The 19,421-nt window shown below is 66.1% G+C and carries 18 protein-coding genes; 6 read left to right on the forward strand and 12 right to left on the reverse strand.

The window, feature by feature from the left end; translation table 11 throughout:
• Positions 1 to 12: 12 nt before the first annotated feature.
• Positions 13 to 1,599: a GMC family oxidoreductase gene (locus tag L1080_RS15920; protein WP_250770427.1), complete on the forward strand. Its 1,587-nt coding sequence runs from the start codon at positions 13 to 15 to the stop codon at positions 1,597 to 1,599.
• Between the two features lie 61 nt (positions 1,600 to 1,660).
• On the opposite strand, the gene L1080_RS15925 is transcribed toward L1080_RS15920, so the two are convergent.
• Positions 1,661 to 2,263, reverse strand: a complete 603-nt coding sequence (locus tag L1080_RS15925) for a C40 family peptidase (RefSeq protein ID WP_250770429.1) — start codon at positions 2,261 to 2,263, stop codon at positions 1,661 to 1,663.
• Positions 2,264 to 2,512: 249 nt separating this feature from the next.
• Here L1080_RS15925 and L1080_RS15930 point away from each other — a divergent pair, with 249 nt between their 5' ends.
• The 3 genes from L1080_RS15930 to L1080_RS15940 all read left to right on the forward strand — a co-directional run bounded on the left by L1080_RS15930 (position 2,513) and on the right by L1080_RS15940 (position 5,706).
• Entirely contained in the window at positions 2,513 to 3,334 is an 822-nt protein-coding gene (locus tag L1080_RS15930; RefSeq protein ID WP_250770431.1) for an alpha/beta fold hydrolase, read from the forward strand.
• Between the two features lie 645 nt (positions 3,335 to 3,979).
• Positions 3,980 to 4,933, forward strand: a complete 954-nt coding sequence (locus L1080_RS15935) for a DUF808 domain-containing protein (RefSeq protein ID WP_250770433.1) — start codon at positions 3,980 to 3,982, stop codon at positions 4,931 to 4,933.
• Positions 4,934 to 5,004: 71 nt separating this feature from the next.
• Complete coding sequence (locus tag L1080_RS15940) at positions 5,005 to 5,706, forward strand: class I SAM-dependent methyltransferase (protein ID WP_250770435.1); 702 nt, start codon at positions 5,005 to 5,007, stop codon at positions 5,704 to 5,706.
• Here the strand turns inward: L1080_RS15940 and L1080_RS15945 are convergent.
• The 11 genes from L1080_RS15945 to L1080_RS15995 form a co-directional block, all read right to left on the reverse strand.
• Positions 5,680 to 6,009, reverse strand: a complete 330-nt coding sequence (locus L1080_RS15945) for an ANTAR domain-containing protein (RefSeq protein WP_109328269.1) — start codon at positions 6,007 to 6,009, stop codon at positions 5,680 to 5,682. The two genes, L1080_RS15940 and L1080_RS15945, sit on opposite strands and share 27 nt — an antisense overlap.
• Before the next feature lie 713 nt (positions 6,010 to 6,722).
• Positions 6,723 to 7,211 (reverse strand): flavin reductase family protein, encoded by a 489-nt coding sequence (locus L1080_RS15950; protein WP_159920840.1) that lies wholly within the window; start codon positions 7,209 to 7,211, stop codon positions 6,723 to 6,725.
• Complete coding sequence (locus L1080_RS15955; protein ID WP_250770590.1) at positions 7,211 to 7,717, reverse strand: NADPH-dependent FMN reductase; 507 nt, start codon at positions 7,715 to 7,717, stop codon at positions 7,211 to 7,213. The genes L1080_RS15950 and L1080_RS15955 overlap by 1 nt, the downstream gene beginning before the upstream one ends.
• Before the next feature lie 196 nt (positions 7,718 to 7,913).
• A complete protein-coding gene (locus L1080_RS15960) occupies positions 7,914 to 8,741 on the reverse strand; it encodes an ABC transporter ATP-binding protein (RefSeq protein ID WP_250770437.1) in 828 nt (275 codons plus the stop codon).
• Positions 8,734 to 9,600 (reverse strand): ABC transporter ATP-binding protein, encoded by an 867-nt coding sequence (locus L1080_RS15965; protein ID WP_250770439.1) that lies wholly within the window; start codon positions 9,598 to 9,600, stop codon positions 8,734 to 8,736. The genes L1080_RS15960 and L1080_RS15965 overlap by 8 nt, the downstream gene beginning before the upstream one ends.
• A complete protein-coding gene (locus tag L1080_RS15970; protein ID WP_250770442.1) occupies positions 9,590 to 10,447 on the reverse strand; it encodes an ABC transporter permease in 858 nt (285 codons plus the stop codon). The genes L1080_RS15965 and L1080_RS15970 overlap by 11 nt, the downstream gene beginning before the upstream one ends.
• A gap of 6 nt (positions 10,448 to 10,453) precedes the next feature.
• A complete protein-coding gene (locus L1080_RS15975; protein WP_159920830.1) occupies positions 10,454 to 11,479 on the reverse strand; it encodes an ABC transporter permease in 1,026 nt (341 codons plus the stop codon).
• Positions 11,476 to 12,999, reverse strand: coding sequence for an ABC transporter substrate-binding protein (locus L1080_RS15980; protein ID WP_250770446.1), 1,524 nt, complete (start codon positions 12,997 to 12,999; stop codon positions 11,476 to 11,478). Before L1080_RS15980 ends, L1080_RS15975 begins: the two co-directional genes overlap by 4 nt.
• Positions 13,000 to 13,033: 34 nt before the next feature.
• Positions 13,034 to 14,425, reverse strand: a complete 1,392-nt coding sequence (locus L1080_RS15985) for an LLM class flavin-dependent oxidoreductase (RefSeq protein ID WP_159920826.1) — start codon at positions 14,423 to 14,425, stop codon at positions 13,034 to 13,036.
• A gap of 150 nt (positions 14,426 to 14,575) precedes the next feature.
• Complete coding sequence (locus tag L1080_RS15990; protein ID WP_159920824.1) at positions 14,576 to 15,940, reverse strand: aminotransferase class I/II-fold pyridoxal phosphate-dependent enzyme; 1,365 nt, start codon at positions 15,938 to 15,940, stop codon at positions 14,576 to 14,578.
• 47 nt (positions 15,941 to 15,987) lie between these two features.
• Positions 15,988 to 16,692, reverse strand: a complete 705-nt coding sequence (locus L1080_RS15995) for an alpha/beta hydrolase (protein WP_250770449.1) — start codon at positions 16,690 to 16,692, stop codon at positions 15,988 to 15,990.
• Between the two features lie 218 nt (positions 16,693 to 16,910).
• Here L1080_RS15995 and L1080_RS16000 point away from each other — a divergent pair, with 218 nt between their 5' ends.
• Both L1080_RS16000 and L1080_RS16005 read left to right on the forward strand, forming a co-directional pair.
• Positions 16,911 to 18,209, forward strand: coding sequence for an O-acetylhomoserine aminocarboxypropyltransferase/cysteine synthase family protein (locus L1080_RS16000; RefSeq protein WP_250770452.1), 1,299 nt, complete (start codon positions 16,911 to 16,913; stop codon positions 18,207 to 18,209).
• Between the two features lies 1 nt (position 18,210).
• Entirely contained in the window at positions 18,211 to 19,281 is a 1,071-nt protein-coding gene (locus L1080_RS16005) for an LLM class flavin-dependent oxidoreductase (RefSeq protein ID WP_250770455.1), read from the forward strand.
• Positions 19,282 to 19,421: the final 140 nt, after the last annotated feature.

The raw sequence follows: 19,421 nt of genomic DNA on the forward strand, positions 1-19,421 counted from the left end.
GGAGAGGAACGAATGAAACAGACACCGTCGGTGGCGGACTACGTCGTGGTGGGGTCGGGCTCGGCGGGTGCCGCACTGGCCGAACGCCTCAGCGCCGACTCCCGAAACACAGTGGTGGTTCTCGAGGCCGGCCCCGAGGACAAGAACAAATTTGCGCACATCCCCGCCGCCTTCTCGAAGTTGTTCCGCAGCGAGGTGGACTGGGATTACCTCACCGAGCCGCAAGACACTCTTGGTGGCCGCGAAATTTATTGGCCGCGAGGCAAGATGCTCGGCGGATCCTCGTCGATGAACGCGATGATGTGGGTGCGCGGGTTCGCCGCCGACTACGACGAATGGGCGGAACTCGCCGACGAGTCATGGTCGTACCGGGAGGTGCTCAAACATTTTCGGCGCATCGAGAAAGTGGAAGGCGCCACCCAAGCCGACTGCGGCATCGAAGGCCCGATCAACGTGTGCCATCAGCGGAGCCCACGCGCACTGACAGGAGCGTTCCTCGACGCGGTTCGGGAAACCGGATATCCCGTGGAGCGTGCGAATACCGCACAGCCCGAGGGTTTCTCCCAGACGATGGTCACCCAGAAGCGTGGTGCGCGGTGGAGCACCGCCGACGCCTACCTCCGGCCCGCGATGAAACGCAAGAATCTCACCGTGGTGACCGAGGCACTGGCCACCCGCGTGGTGTTCGACGGAACCGCCGCGGTCGGGGTCGAATACGAGAAGGGCGGTGCACGCCACACCGTCCGGGCGGCGAAAGAGGTAATACTCGCCGGTGGGGCGATCAACACGCCGCAGCTGCTGATGCTGTCCGGTGTCGGTGACGAGCAGCAGCTGCGCGAGCACGGCATCCCCGTGCAGCACCACCTTCCCGAGGTCGGGAAGAACCTGGCGGATCACCTGGTCTCGTTCCTCGGTTACAGCGTGGACTCCGACTCGTTGTACGCGGCGGAGAAGATCCCCGAGCTGATCAACTACCTCACGCGCCGACGCGGCATGCTCACCTCCAATGTCGCGGAGGCATACGGGTTCGTGAGGAGCCGGGACGACTTGCCACTACCCGACCTCGAGATGATCTACGGCCCCGCACCGTTCTTCGACGAGGGGCTGATCCCGGCCACCGACCACGCCGCCGTCATCGGCACCATTCTGGTGAAACCGGAAAGTCGCGGCACCATCACCCTGCGGTCTGCGGATCCTGCGGCGAAACCGATCATCGATCCCCGCTACCTCAGCGACCCCGAGGGCGCGGACCGGCGAGCCATGCTCGAAGGACTGCGCCTGTGCGATGCCCTCGCCTCGGCTCCGACGCTGAAGTCGAAGCTGGGCACACTGATTCGGCCCTCGGTCGAGCCGGATACTCCGCTCGAGGAAATACTGGAACGCGCACTCGCCGAGAACGCGCACACGCTATACCACCCGGTGGGCACCTGCCGGATGGGCAAGGACCCCGCCAGCGTCGTCACCCCGGACCTACGGGTGCGGGGAGTCGAGCGCCTGCGCATCGCCGATGCGTCGATCATGCCCACGATTATCCGGGGCCACACACACGCACCCGCCGTGCTCATCGGGGAACGTGCCGCCGACCTCATAGGGCGCTAGCGCCCCGTGCGCCTTTCTGGTAGTTGCCGCTACCAGAAAGGCGCACGGGCGGCGGAGCCGCCTAGTACCGGCGGGCCGAGTGGAACGGCATCGAATCGAGCGGTGCCTGCTTCACCGGCTGGCCGGAGCTGGGGGCGTGGACCACCATGCCGTTTCCGGCGAACATCCCGACATGCGACGCCCCGTAGAACAGGACCAGATCGCCAGGCTGAAGATTTCCCTTGGCGACAGGCGCCCCACCGTTCACCTGGTCGTAGGTGGTACGCGGGATCGAGACACCCGCCTGCTTGTATGCCCACTGCATCAATCCGGAGCAATCGAAAGCGTTCGGTCCGGTGGCGCCCCACACGTACGGTGAGCCGATCTTCGACTGGGCGGCTGTCAGCGCCTGCGCACCACGGGTGGAGGGCATGGCGGGGGCCGATGGCAGGTCGGGTAGCAGGTTCGATGGTGGAGCGGGGTTCGGTGCCGGCGCCTGCGGCGCGGGCGGCAGCGGCGGTACACCTGGAACGTCGAACGTCCCAATACCTGGGATGGTGATCGGCTCCGCTGCAGCAGGGGCAGCTGGGAGCATGAATGCTCCCAGCCCCACCGCGGTGGCAACCAGAACGCCACCGGTCGAAATCTGCAGACGATTGCCCCGACGCAATCTATGCTTGGCCATTGAGCTGAGTCCTTCATTTTTTCGATGTCCGACGACTTTCGTGCCGATCGGACGAGACGTTTTATAACATCGCGGTCACGGGCTCAGCGGGCAACGGCCGAATGGCCCATACACATACCTATTTTCGGAAAACCACGTAGATCACAGGGCTATAACGAACAGACCGGTCGTGACGAAAACGCAAAACAGGTATGTCCGCGGGTAATTCGGCCGTTACCGCCGGAACACCCGTCGGACACGCTGGGGAGCGTGTCACTGACCCAGAACTCAGAACCCGAGATCCTCGAGCCGCTCGCAGGTCCGAAGGCCCCGACCCTCACCGTGGTGGCGCAGGGTCCGCCCATCGTCTTCCTCCACGGCTGGGGACTTACCCCGCGGGTGTATGGCCGCGGCCTCTCGACCCTCGCCCGACAGGGACATCGCGTCGTCACACCGACACTTCCCGGTTTCGGAGGGACTCCCGACCATCCACCGCACGCGCGCAGCTTCGCGGGCTACGCCGCCTGGCTCGGACGGTTTCTCGACTCGGCCGGAATCGACGAGCCGGTGACCCTGGTCGGCCACTCCTTCGGCGGTGGTGTCGCGATTCAGACCGCCCACGACCTTCCCGAGCGGGTAGCACGAGTCGTTCTCGTCAACTCCGTCGGCGGCGGGGCATGGTCTGCCGGCGGTCAGGCAATCCGGCACATCGGTGAGAGACCATTGTGGGATTGGGGCGCATCGGCGCTGGGCGAGGCCCTGTCGATCCGGTCGATCGTCCACACGGCAGCATCCCTCGTCAACGGTTTCATCCCCAACACCGTGCGCGATCCAGGTGCGGTGTGGCGGACGGCACATCTGGCCCGGCGTGCGGACTTGCGGACCGAACTCAGAACTCTTGCGAACCGAGGACTGCCGGTGACGCTGTTGTGGGGCCTCGGTGACCGTACGATCCCGGTGGCCAGCTTGGAGTCGCTGAGGTCAGCGCTCCGCAATCCACCGGTTCTCACCGTGGCGGGCGGTCACGGTTGGCTGATCCACGATCCCACCGCGTTCGCCGACGCGATAGGCCGGGCGCTCGACGCCATGTGAGTGGCATCGCCCCCGCAACCGCGGTTGGCACACCACAGTGCGGCCCCCACCGGTAATCGATGGGGGCCGCACTCGGCAGTGAATACTCAGGTCACCGTCACGACGGCGGGGGCGCGGGAGTCGGAGGTTTAGGCGTCGGGAAATTCCCAGGGCCGGGACTGGGAGGTGGGCACAATTGGCAACCTCCGTCGCCGAGATCCTTGGGAGGCGGCTTGGGATTGGTGTCGTGACAGCTGACTCCCTTGCATGGGACAGCGGACGCCACGGCCACAGGGCCGACGGCCGAGATCGACAACGCGGCCGCAGCCCCCGCGATCAGCACAGCGATACGTCCGCGAGTAGTTCCACTCTTCGACATGGGCGGGTTCCTTCCGAGAACTCGAGGGCCGCCGGGGTCACCGTGTTCGGCGGTGATTCCATCGTCTGCGACAGCGAAACCCGCGACCAGATGCCCTTGGGTGACGAGATGGCCACCCTCTCGGTTCGGGTGCGAGGGAGCGTCATGGCTCCGCGCCCGCACGCGGCACCTTGGTCAGCGCCCGCATGATTGTTGCGTGGGACCATGGATTCGGTAGCGTTCGGTATCGACCCGCGACCGCGTGTCATTCGATCGGCTCTGCACATTTTGAACTGTGGGAGGTTCCCGTGGCTGGTGGTCTCGTCGCCCTGTTGGACGACGTCGCGGCACTCGCGAAAGTGGCTGCGGCATCCGTCGACGACATCGGAGCCGCGGCAGGCAAGGCCAGCATCAAGGCAGCGGGTGTGGTCGTCGACGACACCGCCGTCACCCCCCGTTACGTCCATGGGTTCTCCCCTAATCGCGAATTGCCGATAATTCGCAAGATCGCGATCGGGTCGATCCGCAACAAACTTCTGATCATCCTGCCGGTGGCGATGATCTTGAGTCAGTTCCTGCCGCAGGCACTGCCCTATCTGCTGATCGCCGGTGGTCTGTTCCTGTGCTACGAGGGAGCTGAGAAGGTCTACGAAGCAATCACCGGCGGGCACCACGGCGACGAAGATGCGCCGGTAGTGCTGCAGGGCCCCGAGCTCGAAAAAAGCATGGTCAGCGGCGCGATCCGCACCGACCTGATCCTGTCCGCCGAGATCATGGTGATCTCCCTGTCCTCGGTCGAGAGCGAACCGTTCGTCACTCGGCTGCTGGTGCTCATCGTCGTGGCGTTCCTCATCACCATCCTGGTCTATGGTGTGGTCGCCCTGATCGTGAAGATGGACGACGTGGGCTTGGCGCTCGCCCGACGCGAGTCGACGTTCAGTCAGCGGATCGGCCGAGGCCTCGTCGCCGCGATGCCGAAGGTGATGGCGGTGCTCACCGTGGTCGGAATCGCCGCGATGCTGTGGGTCGGCGGCCACATCCTGCTCGTCAATGTCGGCGAGGCAGGATTCCACTGGCCGGCCGATCGCCTCCACGATGTCGAACACTGGTTCAGCGACCTCGCGCACGGCGGTTTCGGTGGGGCTCTGTCCTGGACTTCGGGGACCGTGGTGTCTGCCCTCGTCGGGCTCGTCGTCGGCGCGATCGTCGTCCTGATCATGCACCTGATACCGAAGCGGAAGAAGAGCATCTCGGCGCACTGACGCGTCCGGGGTTCTTGCCGATGCGGCAAGAACCTTCGCCAGAATGGTCGCAGCTATTGCACTGTGTCGGTATGGAAGATTCCGGCGAGGTCATCGAGGTCACGTCAGTATTGAGCGAGGCAGCCGAATGGGATGCGCGCTACAACGAGCGGGATCAAGTGTGGAGCGGCGAACCCAACGGCGCACTTGTCGCCGAGTTGACCGGCGCACCGCCCGGGCGCGCCCTCGATGTCGGCTGCGGTGAAGGCGCTGATGCCCTCTGGCTCGCCCGCCAAGGATGGGCAGTGACCGCGCTGGACGTTTCGCGAGTCGCGCTCGATCGGGCGGCGGCACATGCCGCCGACCAGAACACCGACATCACCTGGGTGTGCAGCGGACTGCTGGATGCCGATCTGCCCGCACATGGTTACGACCTGGTCTCCGCCCAGTACCCCGCCTTACGCAGCACAGCCGACCATGCCGCCGAACGAGCGTTGGTCTCCGCGGTCGCCCCCGGCGGCATCTTGCTGGTTGTTCATCACGACATGCGCGACGGGGATGCGGCACGCGAGCACGGCTTCGATCCCGATGACTGGGTCGCTCCCGGTGATGTGGCGGCGCTACTGGATACCAGCTGGCACATCGATGTGAACGAGGTGCGGGAGCGCTCGATCAGCGGCGGCGCGGGAGCGCACCACACCCACGACGTGGTCCTGCGCGCGCACAGAATCCGACCTTGCCTTCACACGCGAACCGTGCCTGCTGCGTCAGCTCGCGTGCGCGTGCGGGTGTGAGGGGAGCTGGGCGAGCAGCTGCTCCCACTCGTCGAACCGGACGGCGTCAGCTGTGCGGCGATGGGGCGCGGATCCGGCGGCGAGGTCGACCAAGCTTCGGGCGGCACCGAGAACGGTCAGGTGATGGCGGCGGGAAACGTCGAGGAGTTCATCGAATGCCTGGGCATCGCTGCAGCGGCGCGCTGCGATCAGGATGCCCTTCGCGGTGGCGAGAAGCTCGCGACCGTCGGGACGCCGTCGGGGAATCAGGCGAGTGGGGCCGGCAACAGGAGTGAGGGAGAAGTCCGCGGTGTCCTCGATCATGTGACGTTGTCCTTTGCTCTCGTGCATCGGCCGGGATGCGCCGGTGTGCCGGCAACCAATCCCAAGCGGTCATAAAGTGTGAGTCATGTCACTACCGATGCCCGAATAGTTCTAGCACACGTCACGGCGGCTGCCACCTAGACATGTGTCCAATACTCTGATCCACATCGGCGCGGCCGCCCTCGACGTCGAGTCGGTCAGCCTTCGTCCACCGCCCTCCCGGTTCGGCCAACACGCAAAAATGGATGTGGTGTGGGTCACATTGCTGCAGTGCGACGAGCTGCTGGATCTACCATTTACCTCGCACGAAACGCACTGGATGCGGGCCCCGTTGCAGTCGATACCAAGATTTTCTGATGCGATTGCGCGCTTCCCACGCTGTCAACGCCCGAGGCGGCATCGGCGAGGCCAACGGCCACGCGAGTTCGCGCGGCGGTATCCCACGGCACGTTCCGGCGAGGCCCGGCCGGAGCGGAATACACTCCGACCGGGCCGACCCGGCTCAGGCACCGTCCTCAACCTCCTGAATCCGCATCGGACGCTCACAACTCCTCGAAGCGGCGGCCCTTTGCATCCGCGCCGGCCACCACAACGAGACCGGGATTTATGGCTGCAACGTCGGCGACGGTGCGGGTTGCCCGGCCCGCCCTGCCATCAGTTCCGCGGTCGCCGATCGCACTCTTCGTTCTCGCGGCCGCACGGTGGAGACTTTCTCAGGCCTGCAGCCATCGGAAGGTACTGCGGTGGAAAACGATCGGCTCCACGTCCGATTGCACCCGCACCTCGTTAATTTTCAACAGCACGACCGCATGATCGCCGGCGGGCACCTGCTCCGACACTGTCGTATCGAGCCACACGGAGGCACCACCGACGAATACCGCCCCGCCGTCGCTGGTTTCCGTGGTGAGTCCTTCGAACCGGTCGCCGGTCTTCGCGGCCAGTACCCGCGCCGCGGTGTCGTGCACCTCCCCCAGCACGCTGATTCCAATGCGTTCCAATCCCGCCAGCTTCGGCCACGTCGAAGAGGTGTTCTGCACGCAGAACGCGACGAGAGGAGGATCCAGCGACACCGGCACGAAGGTGCTCGCCGCCATTCCGACCCGCTCACCGTCGACCTCTGCGCACACCGCCACAACACCACTGGGCACGTGCGAGAACGCCTCCCGCAACGAACCTGGGTCCAGCGTTACCGTCCCGCTCATCACAACTCCGTTCGTGACGTTGCCGCCGCGGTGAGCACCGGACCCCAACGCTCGGCGTACTCGGCGATTCGCGAATCGGCGGTGTAGGTGGTGTCGGCGAGATACAGCCCCGGCGCCGGCGTTGTTGCGCCGAGCTCCACCAATACCGGCTTCAACAGCAGCTCGGGTGCGAGCGCGTGCGCCGGGCCCGCGCCGAGCATGACCGGGACCGCGACCACGCCTCGCAGTCCTTCGGCTGTCGCGAACTGGTCGAGGAAGAGCTTGAGCACTCCCGTATACGTGGCCTTGAAGGTCGGGCTCGCGACCACCACCAGATCCGACTCTGCCACCGTCTCGACCGCTTGCGCGACCTTGTCGTCACCCCAGCCGAGCAGCCCGGCACCCAACTCGATGACGTCGACGACCGAGTCCACGGGGGATTCCGTCACCGCCGTCGCCACCAACGTCGCCGCGTCCAGTGTGCGCGAACCCGCCTTGGGATTGCCCGCGACTACCGTTACCTTCATCGTTCCCTCGCCTCTCATGGACTGTCGGTGCCACGATAGAACAGCCAAGTGTTCATAGTCGAATATGACTGACTGCCAGCCTTTTTCGATCGCAGATCATTCGGATCACGTCGAATCAAACCCTTCCGTTCACGAATGGTCGGGCTTACACTGCCGACCCGTGAGTACTTATTAACAACAGGTAGTTAAGAAGTACTCACAGGAGGCGGAGCCTCAATTCGCGGCGCCGTTCCCGGGTCACCGCGCCGCCGCTCAACGTTGGAGCCGATCCGACGAGAAGCGCCGTGTACGGGTGCTGGGGGTCGGAGATCACCTGATCGGTGGGTCCGTCCTCGACGATGTTGCCGCGGTACAGCACGACGATCCGGTCGACCAGCGCCGCGACTGCCCCTAGGTCGTGCGAGATGAACAGCTGAGCGAGCTGCCGCGAGTGCCCGAGTTCTGTGAGCAGTTTCAGGATTTGAATACGGTTGACCGAGTCGAGGGCGCTGACCGGTTCGTCGAGCAGCAGCAGCGCCGGATCGAGGACGAGGGCCCTCGCGATCGCGATCCGCTGGCGCTGCCCACCCGACAGGTCGGCGGGAATCCGCCCCGCGATGTCGGCGTCGAGTCCGACACTGCTCAGTACCGCTGCCACCCGCGACCGCACCACGCTGCGGTCGAGTCCGCCGCGCACGAATAGTCCCTCGGCGATCGACTCGCCCACGGGAATGTCCGGATCGAGGCTCAGGAGCGGATCCTGGAACACGTACTGCACGGTCCCCGTGCGGCGGTGCGCCCGGCGGTCCGCGGCGGACAGGTCGTCGACGCGCTGCCCGCGGATGTCGACCGATCCGGACGTCGGGGTGATCAGACCGAGAATCGTGCGGGCCAGTGTCGTTTTTCCGGAACCGCTTTCACCGATGAGTCCCACCTTCTCGCCGGCATCGACGGTCAGGTCGACGCCGTGCAGGATCTGCTTGCGGGCCGCGCGGGGTCCGAGCTCCACCCGGACGCCGGTCATGCGCAGCAACGACTCAGACACGAGCCGCCTCCTTTCCGATGACCGACTCGAGCCCGTACTCCCGGTGGTTCTCGACGAGTTGGCGGGTGTACTCGTGTCGGGGCGCGGTGAGCAGGTCCCCTGCTCGCCCGGACTCGACGACGGCGCCGTCCCGCATCACGATCACGTTGTCGCAGACCTGAGCCACCACGGCGAGGTCATGCGAGACGACGACGAGCGCGAGGCCCAGTTCGTCGCGCAGGTCCTCGAGGAGGTCGAGCACCTCGGCCTGAACGGTGACGTCCAGGGCGGTGGTCGCCTCGTCGGCGATCAGGAGTTCCGGTTCCGCGGACACCGCGATCGCGATGAGCACCCGCTGGAGCATTCCCCCCGACAGTTCGTGCGGGTACTGGCGGTACACGGTGTCGGCGTCGTTCAGCCCCATTTTCCGGAACAGTTCGACACCGCGCCGCCGGGCGTCCGCGCGGGACAGCCCGAGGGTCGACCGAAGCGCCTCGGCCAGTTGTTCACCGACCCGGATTGACGGGTTCAGATAGGACGCCGGGTCCTGGAAGACTGCGGATATGCGGGTACCCCGCAGTGGCCGCCAGTGTTTGCGACCGAGGTCCGTGAGTTCGATGCCGTCGAAGTCGATCGAGCCTGCGGTGACACTGATTCCGCCGGGCAGAATTCCGAGGATGGCCCGGCAGGTCAGCGACTTACCGCTTCCCGATTCGCCGACGATCCCCAGGGCTTCGCCGCGTGCGAGGGAGAAGTCGACGCCGTGGACAAGTTCGATTCCGTCGTCGAGCGCGATGCGCAGATCGCTCACGGTGAGCACCGGCCGGTCGGGGCGGATGGGTGCGGGTGTCGACGTGGCATCCAATGTGTCAGTGGACATCCGAGGTGACCTCCTGTTTCCTGCGGGCGCGGCGTTGGGGTTGGCCGGTCGCATCCCGCAGCGCGTCGGCGATGGCGTTGAGTGCCCAGACGGTCGCCACGATCAACAGCGCGGGCACGACGGGGCCGAACGGAACCTGGTACAGGTACTGCAGTCCGCTGGCGAGGAGTCCACCCCAGGTCGGGTCGGGTGGGACGACGCCGATCCCGAGGAACGTCAGCGAAGACACGATGACGAGGCTGGCTCCGGTCATCGCCGCGAACGTCACCCCCACCGCCGGCAGCACCTTGCGTACCGCGTGACGACGGATGATCCAGGACGTGTCGGCCCCCATCAGTTCGGCGGCCTCGACGTACTGGGAGTTGGCCACGGTCAGTGCAGCGGCGCGAGTGATCCGATAAAACGCGGGTGCGATGAGGATGCCGACCGCGAACATCGCCTGCGCCAGCCCGTTTCCGAGCAGCGCGGTCATCGCGACGGCGAACACGAGGAACGGCAGCGTGATGAGCGCATCCATCAACCGGAGGGTGAACCATTCCACGCCGCGTCCGAGGTACACCGACAGGAATCCCGGGATCACGCCGAGGAGGAATCCGACGACGACGCATTGCAGTGCGGACAGCACCGACACGGTCGAACCCGCCAGCAGCCGGCTGAACACGTCCCGCCCGACGTTGTCCGTCCCGAGCCAGTGAGTTCCGCTCGGGCCGTGCAGGATTGCCGACGTGTCCTGCACGAGCGGGTCGAAGGGCGCGAGGGCGGGCCCGAAAACCGCGAGCACCACTATCAGCCCGAGGACAACCACCGCGGCGCGAGCGGAGTGATAACGCAGGATTGCTGTGAGCATGGGATTTCAGTCTCTCCGCTTGGTTGCCGGCTGCAACGCGCTCTGCGCGATGTTGACGACGATGTTGCAGAACAGCACGAACACGATCGCCACGACGAGCGTTCCCTGGACGATGGGAACGTCTCCGCGCAGCGCCGAGTCCGCGGCGAGGCGACCGAAGCCGGGCATGGAGAACATGGTCTCCATCACGACGGCGCCGCCGATGAGCGTAGGAATCTTCATCCCCAGGATGGACAGCGCCGGACCGCTGCCGTTACGCAGTGTGTGCACGAACAGGATCCGGGCCGGACTGATGCCCCGGACCACCGCGCCGGTGACGTAGTTCTGGTCGAGCTCCGCGACCAATCCGGTGCGGAGTTGTCGCGCGATGTCGGCGACGACGTCCATGCTCAACGCGATCGCGGGCATGATGATCAGCGACAGCCAGCGACCGAAGTCCTCGTCTGGCGGGACGTACCCGGCCGACGGCAGCCAGTGCAACCCGACGCTGAGGACGAGGATCAGTCCGATCGAGATGACGAACGGCGGCAGCGTGGAGGCCACCGACGTGTATGCGGTGATCAGCCGGTCGAGCAGGCTGCCCTTGTACACGGCGGCGAGTATTCCGAGTCCGACGCCGAAAGCGAGTCCGATGACCAGTGCGACACCGGCGATCGAGGCGCTGACGGCGAGCCGCTCGCCGATCAACTCGCTGACCGGGATCTTGCTGAACCACGAGACGCCCAGGTCACCGCTCAGCATGCTCGACATCCAGTCGACGTACTGCTGCCAGACCGGTTTGTCCAGCCCGAATTCGGCGTTGATGCGGGCGATCGTCTCCGGGGTCGCGGCGTCGCCTGCGATCCCGGCGGCCGGATTCAGCCCGCTGGCCGCTCCGAGCAGGAAGGTGATCAGGGTGGAGAACAGGAAGACCGGGACCACGATCAGCACGGTGCTCAGCACGACCCGAAACGCCGTGCCGAGCGCACCAGCCGGCACCGGGAGAGCGAATGTTCTCCTGGTGCCGGCGGTCTGGACGTCTGCGGTGGTCACGAGACCGTGACGCCTTCCCACCGCACCTGGGACGGCAGGATGTTCAGGTTCTTCAGGTCCGGGTTGGACACGATGATCCACGGATTGCTGAAGATGTAGTTGGTCGGCGACTGCTCGACACCGACCTTGACGGCCTGCCACAGCCGCGGCTTGTAGTCCGGGTCCTCGAGGGGTGTGCGACGCACGGCGTCGAGCGCGGCGATGAACTCCGGCGACGCATGCGGGCCGCTGAGGTTCATGATGCCTTCCGGACCGTAGACGGCGAGCAGGTTCTGCACCGGGGATTCACGCCCGATGGTGCCGTCCGTCGCAAGTTGCGGGTTCTTCGCGATATAGACCTCGCTCTGCCACGTCGACGATCCCGGCGGCACCACTTTGATGGTGGATTCGACGCCGATCTTCTTCAGCTGCGACTGCACCAGCTCCGCCCGGTTGGTGGCCGCCGACTGCGCGGTGATCTCGATCGACAATTGCCCGGGACCGTATCCCGCCTCGGTCAGGAGACGAGATGCCTTGTCGGGGTCGTAGTTCCAGAGCTTCTCGATCTCGGGGTTGAAGGCGAGGTATCCGTTGGGGAACGGCTGGCTCGTCGTGCTGCCCAACCCGTTCGTGATGACGTCGACGAACGCCTGCCGGTCGAATGCGTAGCGGAATGCCTCGACGACCTTCGGATTGTCGAACGGGGCCTTGTTGAGGTTGATGGAGACGTCGTTCGCGGCCAGCGACGGCTTCACGGTCACATCGAGACCGGCGGCCTCGGCTTCCTTGGCCTGCAGAGCCGGTAGCGTCGCGAAGTCGATGGAGCCGGACTGGACACCGGCGACGAGAGTGGCCGGGTCCGGGGCGACGCTGAGTTCGAAGTGGTCGATGTGGATGTTGTCGGCGTCCCAGTAGTTCGGGTTCTTCTCGAAGTACGCGTGGTCCTCGGCGACGAAGTCGGTGATCCTGAAGGGACCGGCGCCGACCGGCCACACACTGAGCTTCTGCGGGTCGGCGGCCGCGGTCGGGCTGGCGATGGCCCCGGTTCGCCCGGCGACCAGGTAGGGGATCTGGTAGTCGGCGTCGGCAAGATGCAGTGTGACGTCGGTGGCGCTGTCGGCCGTGACCTCGGTGACGCCGGCGAGCTGGTCGCGGAGGAACGAATCGTCCTGAGACTTGCCGCGGTCGAAGAACGCCTTCACCGCCTGGGCGTCGAGGGCGGTCCCGTCGGAGAACGTCAGACCGTCACGCAGGGTGAAGGTCACGGCGGTGCCGTCGGCGTTGTACTTCCAGCTCTCGGCGAGCGACGGCTCGACGTTGCCCTCGGCGTCGAGCCGGGTCAGCGACGCGTACGCGAGGCTGATCGTGTTGATGTCGTTTCCGGTCCGGCTCGTCACCGGATCCCAGGAGGTGGGGAGGTTGAACGCCCACTTGACCTCGGCGCCGTCCGAGCTGCTGCCGCCGCCGCACGCGGTGGCAACGATCCCGACGATCACTCCGAGTATTACGGCGCCGACGATCCGCCGGCTCTTCTTGCTCACTGGATGCTCCTGACCATGCAAAGGGGGTGGTGATTCAGACACTCGCGGACAGCGATGCGGTGGTGCCGGGCAGCGGGGCGGGGTCGATTCCCTCACGCCGCGCGCGGGTGTAACGGTTCTCCGCGAAGGGCAGGCCGAGGTTGCCGCGCAACGTGTTCTGCTCGTAGTCCTCCCGGACGACCCCACGCTCACGCAGGATCGGCAGCACCTCGTCGACGAAGCGCTGGAACTGTGCCGGGTGGCCGATGTGGATGTTGATGCCGTCGAGGGCGTGGCCGTCCAGCCAGCGCTGCAGTTCGTTAGCGACGGTCTCGGCGCTGCCGGTGAACGGCGACGTCTTCGGCGCGCTGAGTGCCTCGACCGTCTGCCGCAGTGTCAGCCCGCGATCGGCGGCGAGGTCGGCGATCTTCTTGGCCTGCGTGTAGAAGCTGCGCTCGGCGTGCTGCAGTGCCTCGGCAGGGAACGGCGCGTCGAGGTCGTACTGCCGGAAGTCGTGCCAGCCGAACGGCCGGCCCAGTTCCCGGAGAGATTTTCCGAAGTCGTTGTCGGCCAGCTGGGTCACGCGTTCGATCTCGCGCGCGTCGGCGTCGGTGTCGCCCACGGTGACGCTGACTCCCGGCAGGATCACGATGTCCTCGGGAGCGCGCCCGTAGGCTGCCGCGCGGGTCTTTATGTCGGCGTAGAACGCCGCCCCCGCCTCGAAACTCGGCGCGTGCGTGAAGATCCCGTCGGCGATACGCGCCCCGAGGTCGCGACCCTGGTCGGAGTCGCCGGCCTGGAAGATCACCGGCTGCCCCTGCCGCGAGCGTTCGATGTTGAGCGGGCCCACCACCGAGAAGTGCTCACCCCGATGGTCGAGGGTGTGCAGCTTGTCCGGGTCCAGGAAGCGGCGGGCCTCCCGGTCGCGCGGAAACGCGTCGTCCTCGTAGGAGTCCCACAGAGCCTTGACGACCTCGACGTGCTCGAGGGCCCGGCCGTAGCGGGTGGCGTAGTCGTAATGCTCCTCGAGGCCGTAGTTTCCGGCGGTACCCGAGTCGCCACTCGTGACCACGTTCCAGCCGGCGCGGCCGCGGCTGATCAGGTCGAGGGACGCGAACCGTCGCGCGAGGTTGAACGGCTGGTTGAACGACGTGGTCAGCGTGCCGACGAGCCCGATGTGCTCGGTGGCCACCGCGAGCGCCGACAGCAGCGTCAGCGGCTCGAGCCGGTTCAGGTAGTGCGGGGGCGAGTCCGGGGTGATGAACTGGCTGTCGACGATGAACACGAGGTCGAACCGCGCCTGCTCGGCCAGTCGCGCGTACCGGATGTACCAGTCGATGTCGACGCTCGCGTCGGCGGGAATCTCCGGGTCCAGCCAGGTGTACGGGTGCCCGGGCCCACCCGTGGGGGTGAGGACAGCTCCCAATTTCAGTTGCCGTCTCGTCATGTTCTCGCTCCTTCGTCGTTCGCCGTCAGGCACCTGCCTCGGCACGCCGCGTTGAAGTGTATGGAGCAAACAGACGCGTGCAGAGTATTAAATTCTCGATGTTTCAAAACATATTTCGTATGTCCCGCAGGGCTGTCGAACAAAGTCCGATCAGTCGAAGAATTCGCGCGACGACTCCGCGACGGCCACCGCGACGACGTCGGCGAGTTGCCCGATCAGGTCCGGGTCGTCCGGCAACTGGGTGGCCGACAGGCGCAGGAGTTGACGTGCGGGCGCCTGCACGAACGAGCGGGAGCCGGCCCCCACCGAGATGCCCTGCCGCGCCAACGCGACGAGGGCCGCGGTCTCGTCCGACACCGCGACCCACACGACCAGACTGTGCGGGCCCGCGAAAGCCTCTATGCCACGGTCGATCAGCGCCGCCAGCAGCGACGTGCGTCTGGCGGTGTAGCGCTCGTGCGCCGTAGTGACCGCCTGCTCGGCGTCGTCGCTGACGATCAGGTGGGCGAGGGTATTCTGCAGGATCCGGCTGTTCGAGCCGACTCCGTGACTGCGCACCTTCATGGCCTTCTCGATCAGTTCGCGGGATCCGCCGAGAACGGAGGTCCGCACATCGATCCCATATGCCTTGCAGTAGCTACGGATCCGGACGACACGCTGCGGTAGTACCGATCCCAGAGAGGGAGGCTGCTGCGGTTCGAGCGGTCCGATCGAGTCGTCTTCGACGACCCACACCGCCGGATGCCGTCGCAGCACCTCGGCGAGTTCACTCGTGCGCTGCGCGCTGACCGCATGGTCGACTGCGAACGGTGCACCGGGCTGAAACACGAAGGCCACGGCACCGGCGGTCAGAGCCGCGTCCAAAGCGTCCGGCCGGGGGCCGTCGCGATCGGCGCCCACCCCGACCGCATCCAGCCCCAGATCGCGGAGGGTGTCGAGAACGCCCGGGCCCAGGGGCTCGTCGACGGCCACCATCGAACCGGGTGGGGCGGCCGCCTCCACGGCCAGCAACAGCGCCTCGGTGCCGCCGCCCGCCGTGGCCCAGGCCTCCGGTTCGAACGGCCACCCCGGGGCGACGGCATTCCTCAACCGCTCGGTCATCAGTTCCCGGCCGAACACATTCAACGTCTCGGCGTCCAGACTCGACAACAAAGCGTCGGACAGGGACGGCTGCAGCGCCAGGTCGGGTGCATTCTGCGCCAGGTCGACGCCACGCCAGTCCGGTATGCCACGCTCGGGCACACTGTCGAGCGGCGGAAGAACGACGGTGCCGCCGCGGCGGCGGGTCTGCACGAACCCCTGTTCCTGCAGGCGGCCCCAGGCGCTGACGATCGCACCGACACTGAGATCGGTCGATTTCGCGAGTGCGCGGACGGTCGGCAGGCGATCGCCGGGGCTGAGCTCACCCGACCTGATGAGGTCGGCGACGGCATCGGCCAGTTCCGCGGTGCGGCCGTCGATCTTGTCGAGCAACCACTCCGGAGCAATCGCCTCCGACTCCAGAACCGCTGACATCCACACCCCTTCGATCGACAACCACTACCGGCCCTTCGCCGTGCGGGTCACGGTGACTGCGCGAGTGCCCCGGCCGGTTCGCGAAGGATGATGTCGGGCGTACCGGGCAGGCGGAGACGCTCGAGGAACTGCACGATCTCGGCGGCGACCGACCGGTGGGACACGTCGTTGAGGATGTCGTGCAGCCCCTCGTGAACCACGACGACCCGGGCGTCGGGCAACGCGGACGTGACAACCAGCACGTCCGCTGCCGGGCTCAGAACGTCGGCGCCTCCGTGCACGACGAGGACCGGAACCTGCACGTGGGTCAGCGAATCCGCCGTGGCCACCGGAGTCTCCGCACCGAGCGTTCCCCGCTCGAGAGCGTCGGCCGACGACAGGACCCCTCGATGCACGGGACACGCGGAGCGGATCTCGAGTTCGCCGTCCCACTCTCCGGTGAAGGCCTCGGTCCCCGCGACGAGAAGACCGGCGGCCACCACCCCGGACACGGCCGGATGCGTCGCGGCCAGGTCGAGGGCGGTCAGGGCGCCACTGTCCGACCCGACGACGGTGACCGGAAGATCGGTCTCCGCATCGGCGATCACCCGAGCAGTCGCCGCGGGATCGTTCTCCACCACCGCGACACGGTAACCATCGAAGGCGATCCGGCGGGCGAACCGGCGGTACACGTGAGCACGCTCACCGCGGCCGGCGACGACGATCACCGAGCCACGCACAGTCGCTTCGGGTTCCAGCCAGTCGATGTCCACTGATTACCTCATTCGGGGGTTGTTCGCAGGATTGACTGCGTCACCCTGACCCACACGCGCGAGATCGAACAAGACTAAAGCTCGAGCAGAACAAAACGCGTGCCTTCTCGCCGCGCTTCGTGTTTTGTTCCGAACATATTCGTTTTGCTCTGCCATTCATCCGCTTTGAAGTTCACCCATGCCCATTCAGAAGTATCGACGAAGGGACAGGCACACCGATGCCCGAGACCACAGGGTTCGCGACCCGGCAGGTCCGCACCGGCTATCAACCCGGAACGCCGCAGAACACCGCGATCCCCCCGATCTACCAATCGGTTGCCTACGATTTCGGCAGCTTCGAACAGGCGCGAGACATCTTCTCCCTCCGACGGAAGGGAAACCTCTACAGCCGCACCGGGAATCCCACCCAGGCCGTGTTCGAGCAGCGCCTCGCCGATCTCGACGGTGGAGTCGCCGCCCTGGCCACGGGGTCCGGGCAGGCCGCCGTCGCGGTCGCACTCCTCACCCTCGCCAAGTCCGGACAGCACATCGTCGCGGCCCGGCAGCTGTACGGGGGAACCGTCGATCTCCTCACCGACACCTTCGCGGACTTCGGGATCGAGGTCACGCTCGTCGATCAGGACGACCTCGACGCCTGGCGTGCGGCCGCGCGTCCCGAGACAAGGGCCTTCTTCGCCGAGACGATCGGCAACCCCGTCGCCTCCGTGCTCGACGTCCGGGCGGTGGCCGACATCGCGCACCAGGCGGGGGTCCCGCTGATCGTCGACAACACGATCGCCACCCCGTATCTGCTCCGCCCGAGGGACTTCGGCGCCGACATCACCGTCTATTCGGCCACCAAGTTCATCGGCGGGCACGGCAGTTCGCTGGGTGGCGTGATCGTGGACCTCGGCACGTTCGACTTCGGCGCGGAGCCGCAGCGGTGGACCCAGTTCACCGAGCCCTACCCGCGCATCGGCGACCTCGTGCTGTGGGAGGAGTTCGGCCGCGAGCAGAGCGCGTATCTCGTCTACGCGAAGACGAAGATCGTCCACGATCTCGGTCCCGCACTGTCCCCGTTCAATTCATTTCAGCTGCTTCAGGGGTTGGAGACGCTGGACTTGCGGCTGGAACGACAAGTCGGCTCGGCACTGGCGATCGCACACTTTCTCGACCGCCATCCCACGGTCGCCAAGGTCAACTACCCCGGATTGCCGGACAACCGGTGGCACGACGCCGCCCAGCGGTACCTGCCGCGGGGCGCCGGCTCGGTCTTCTCCTTCGATCTCGCCGTCGACGACTCGAAGGTGGCGAAGTTCATCGACTCGCTGCAGTTGTTCGCCATCGTCGCCAACATCGGCGACGCGCGGTCGCTGGTAGTGCACCCCGCCACCACCACGCACAGTCACCTCGACGACACGCAACTCCACGACGCCGGATTCGGCTACCGCACCGTCCGATTGTCGATCGGACTGGAAAACCTGGAAGACCTCGTCGACGATCTGCGTGCTTCGCTCGACGCCATCACGGAGGAATGACATGCACTTCGGCTACTGGACGCCCATCTACGGCGGCTTCCTGCGCAACCTCGGCGACGAAGGGATGCCCGCCACCTGGGACTACGTCAAGAAGCTCTCACAGCTCGCCGATCGTCTCGGGTACAACACCACCCTCGTGCCGGAGCTCTATCTCAACGACCGCAAGGGCGTCGACGCGCCCAGCCTCGAGGCGTGGTCGCTGTCGTCGGCGATCCTCGCGGTCACCGAACAACTCCGGGTGATGACGGCGGTGCGACCCGGATTCCACCTACCGGCGGTCACCGCGAAGGAATCGGCGACGATCACCGACATCGCCGGAACAACCGATGCCGGTACGGCACGGTTCGCGCTCAACGTCGTCGCCGCGTGGTGGGAGGAGGAAGCCCGGCAGTACGGCGGCGCCTTCACCCGGCACGACGACCGATACCGGCAAGCCGGCGAATTCGTCGACGTTCTCCGTGGGCTCTGGGAGCACACTCCGTTCACCTACCAGGGCGAGCACTTCAGCGTGCGCGACTCGATTCTGTCGCCGAAGCCCGGAATTCATCCCCCGGTCTTCGCCGGCGGGGAGAGCGAGAGCGGCCGCGAATCGATCGCCACCTTCGCCGACTCGTACGTGCTGCACGGCGGCACCGTCGACGAGGTGCGGTCGAAGATCGCGGACATGAACGCGCGGTCACAGCGAATCCGCCAGCGGGACATGGCCGAATTCGGCATGTCCACATACATCATCGTGCGCGACACCGAAGCCGAGGCCCGCGCCGAACTCGAACGCATCACCACCGTCGACCCCCACTCGCCCGGGTACGCGTCGTTCGAGGAATTCGTGAAGAACTCCGAACTCGACGTCGAGCTGTCCAAGCGCGAATACTCCGTCGGCACGCGCGGACTGCGACCCGACCTCGTCGGCACCCCCGAACAAGTCGCCGAAAAGATCCGCGCCTACCAGGACGCCGGTCTCACTCTGCTGCTCATCCAGTGCTCCCCCGCGCACGAAGAGCTCGAGCGCATCGCCGAGCAGGTGTTTCCGCTGGTCCCCACCCGTGAGTACTTGTTAACCGCGGGCGGTTAACAAGTACTCACGGGTCGGGCCTTGACCGCACTACTCGCCGCGAGTAAGGATGAAGACGTTCTGTGCGCGGCGGTTTCGCTCCCGGAGAGAGGAATTCACACCCCAGGACCAATCGCGACGCATCCATTAATACGGCCGCA

Origin of the sequence: Rhodococcus sp. MSC1_016 (assembly GCF_023667485.2) — a bacterium.
Lineage (GTDB): Bacteria > Actinomycetota > Actinomycetes > Mycobacteriales > Mycobacteriaceae > Rhodococcus_F > Rhodococcus_F oxybenzonivorans.

Excerpts from the sequence above, each read along its gene's own strand:
- L1080_RS15985 (WP_159920826.1), bottom strand. The coding sequence starts at position 14,425 with ATGACGAGACGGCAACTGAAATTGGGAGCTGTCCTCACCCCCACGGGT.
- L1080_RS16000 (WP_250770452.1), top strand. The coding sequence starts at position 16,911 with ATGCCCGAGACCACAGGGTTCGCGACCCGGCAGGTCCGCACCGGCTAT.
- L1080_RS15955 (WP_250770590.1), bottom strand. The coding sequence starts at position 7,717 with ATGAAGGTAACGGTAGTCGCGGGCAATCCCAAGGCGGGTTCGCGCACA.
- L1080_RS15950 (WP_159920840.1), bottom strand. The coding sequence starts at position 7,211 with ATGAGCGGGACGGTAACGCTGGACCCAGGTTCGTTGCGGGAGGCGTTC.
- L1080_RS15945 (WP_109328269.1), bottom strand. The coding sequence starts at position 6,009 with ATGATCGAGGACACCGCGGACTTCTCCCTCACTCCTGTTGCCGGCCCC.
- L1080_RS15920 (WP_250770427.1), top strand. The coding sequence starts at position 13 with ATGAAACAGACACCGTCGGTGGCGGACTACGTCGTGGTGGGGTCGGGC.
- L1080_RS15925 (WP_250770429.1), bottom strand. The coding sequence starts at position 2,263 with ATGGCCAAGCATAGATTGCGTCGGGGCAATCGTCTGCAGATTTCGACC.
- L1080_RS15970 (WP_250770442.1), bottom strand. The coding sequence starts at position 10,447 with ATGCTCACAGCAATCCTGCGTTATCACTCCGCTCGCGCCGCGGTGGTT.
- L1080_RS15940 (WP_250770435.1), top strand. The coding sequence starts at position 5,005 with ATGGAAGATTCCGGCGAGGTCATCGAGGTCACGTCAGTATTGAGCGAG.
- L1080_RS16005 (WP_250770455.1), top strand. The coding sequence starts at position 18,211 with ATGCACTTCGGCTACTGGACGCCCATCTACGGCGGCTTCCTGCGCAAC.
- L1080_RS15990 (WP_159920824.1), bottom strand. The coding sequence starts at position 15,940 with ATGTCAGCGGTTCTGGAGTCGGAGGCGATTGCTCCGGAGTGGTTGCTC.
- L1080_RS15965 (WP_250770439.1), bottom strand. The coding sequence starts at position 9,600 with ATGTCCACTGACACATTGGATGCCACGTCGACACCCGCACCCATCCGC.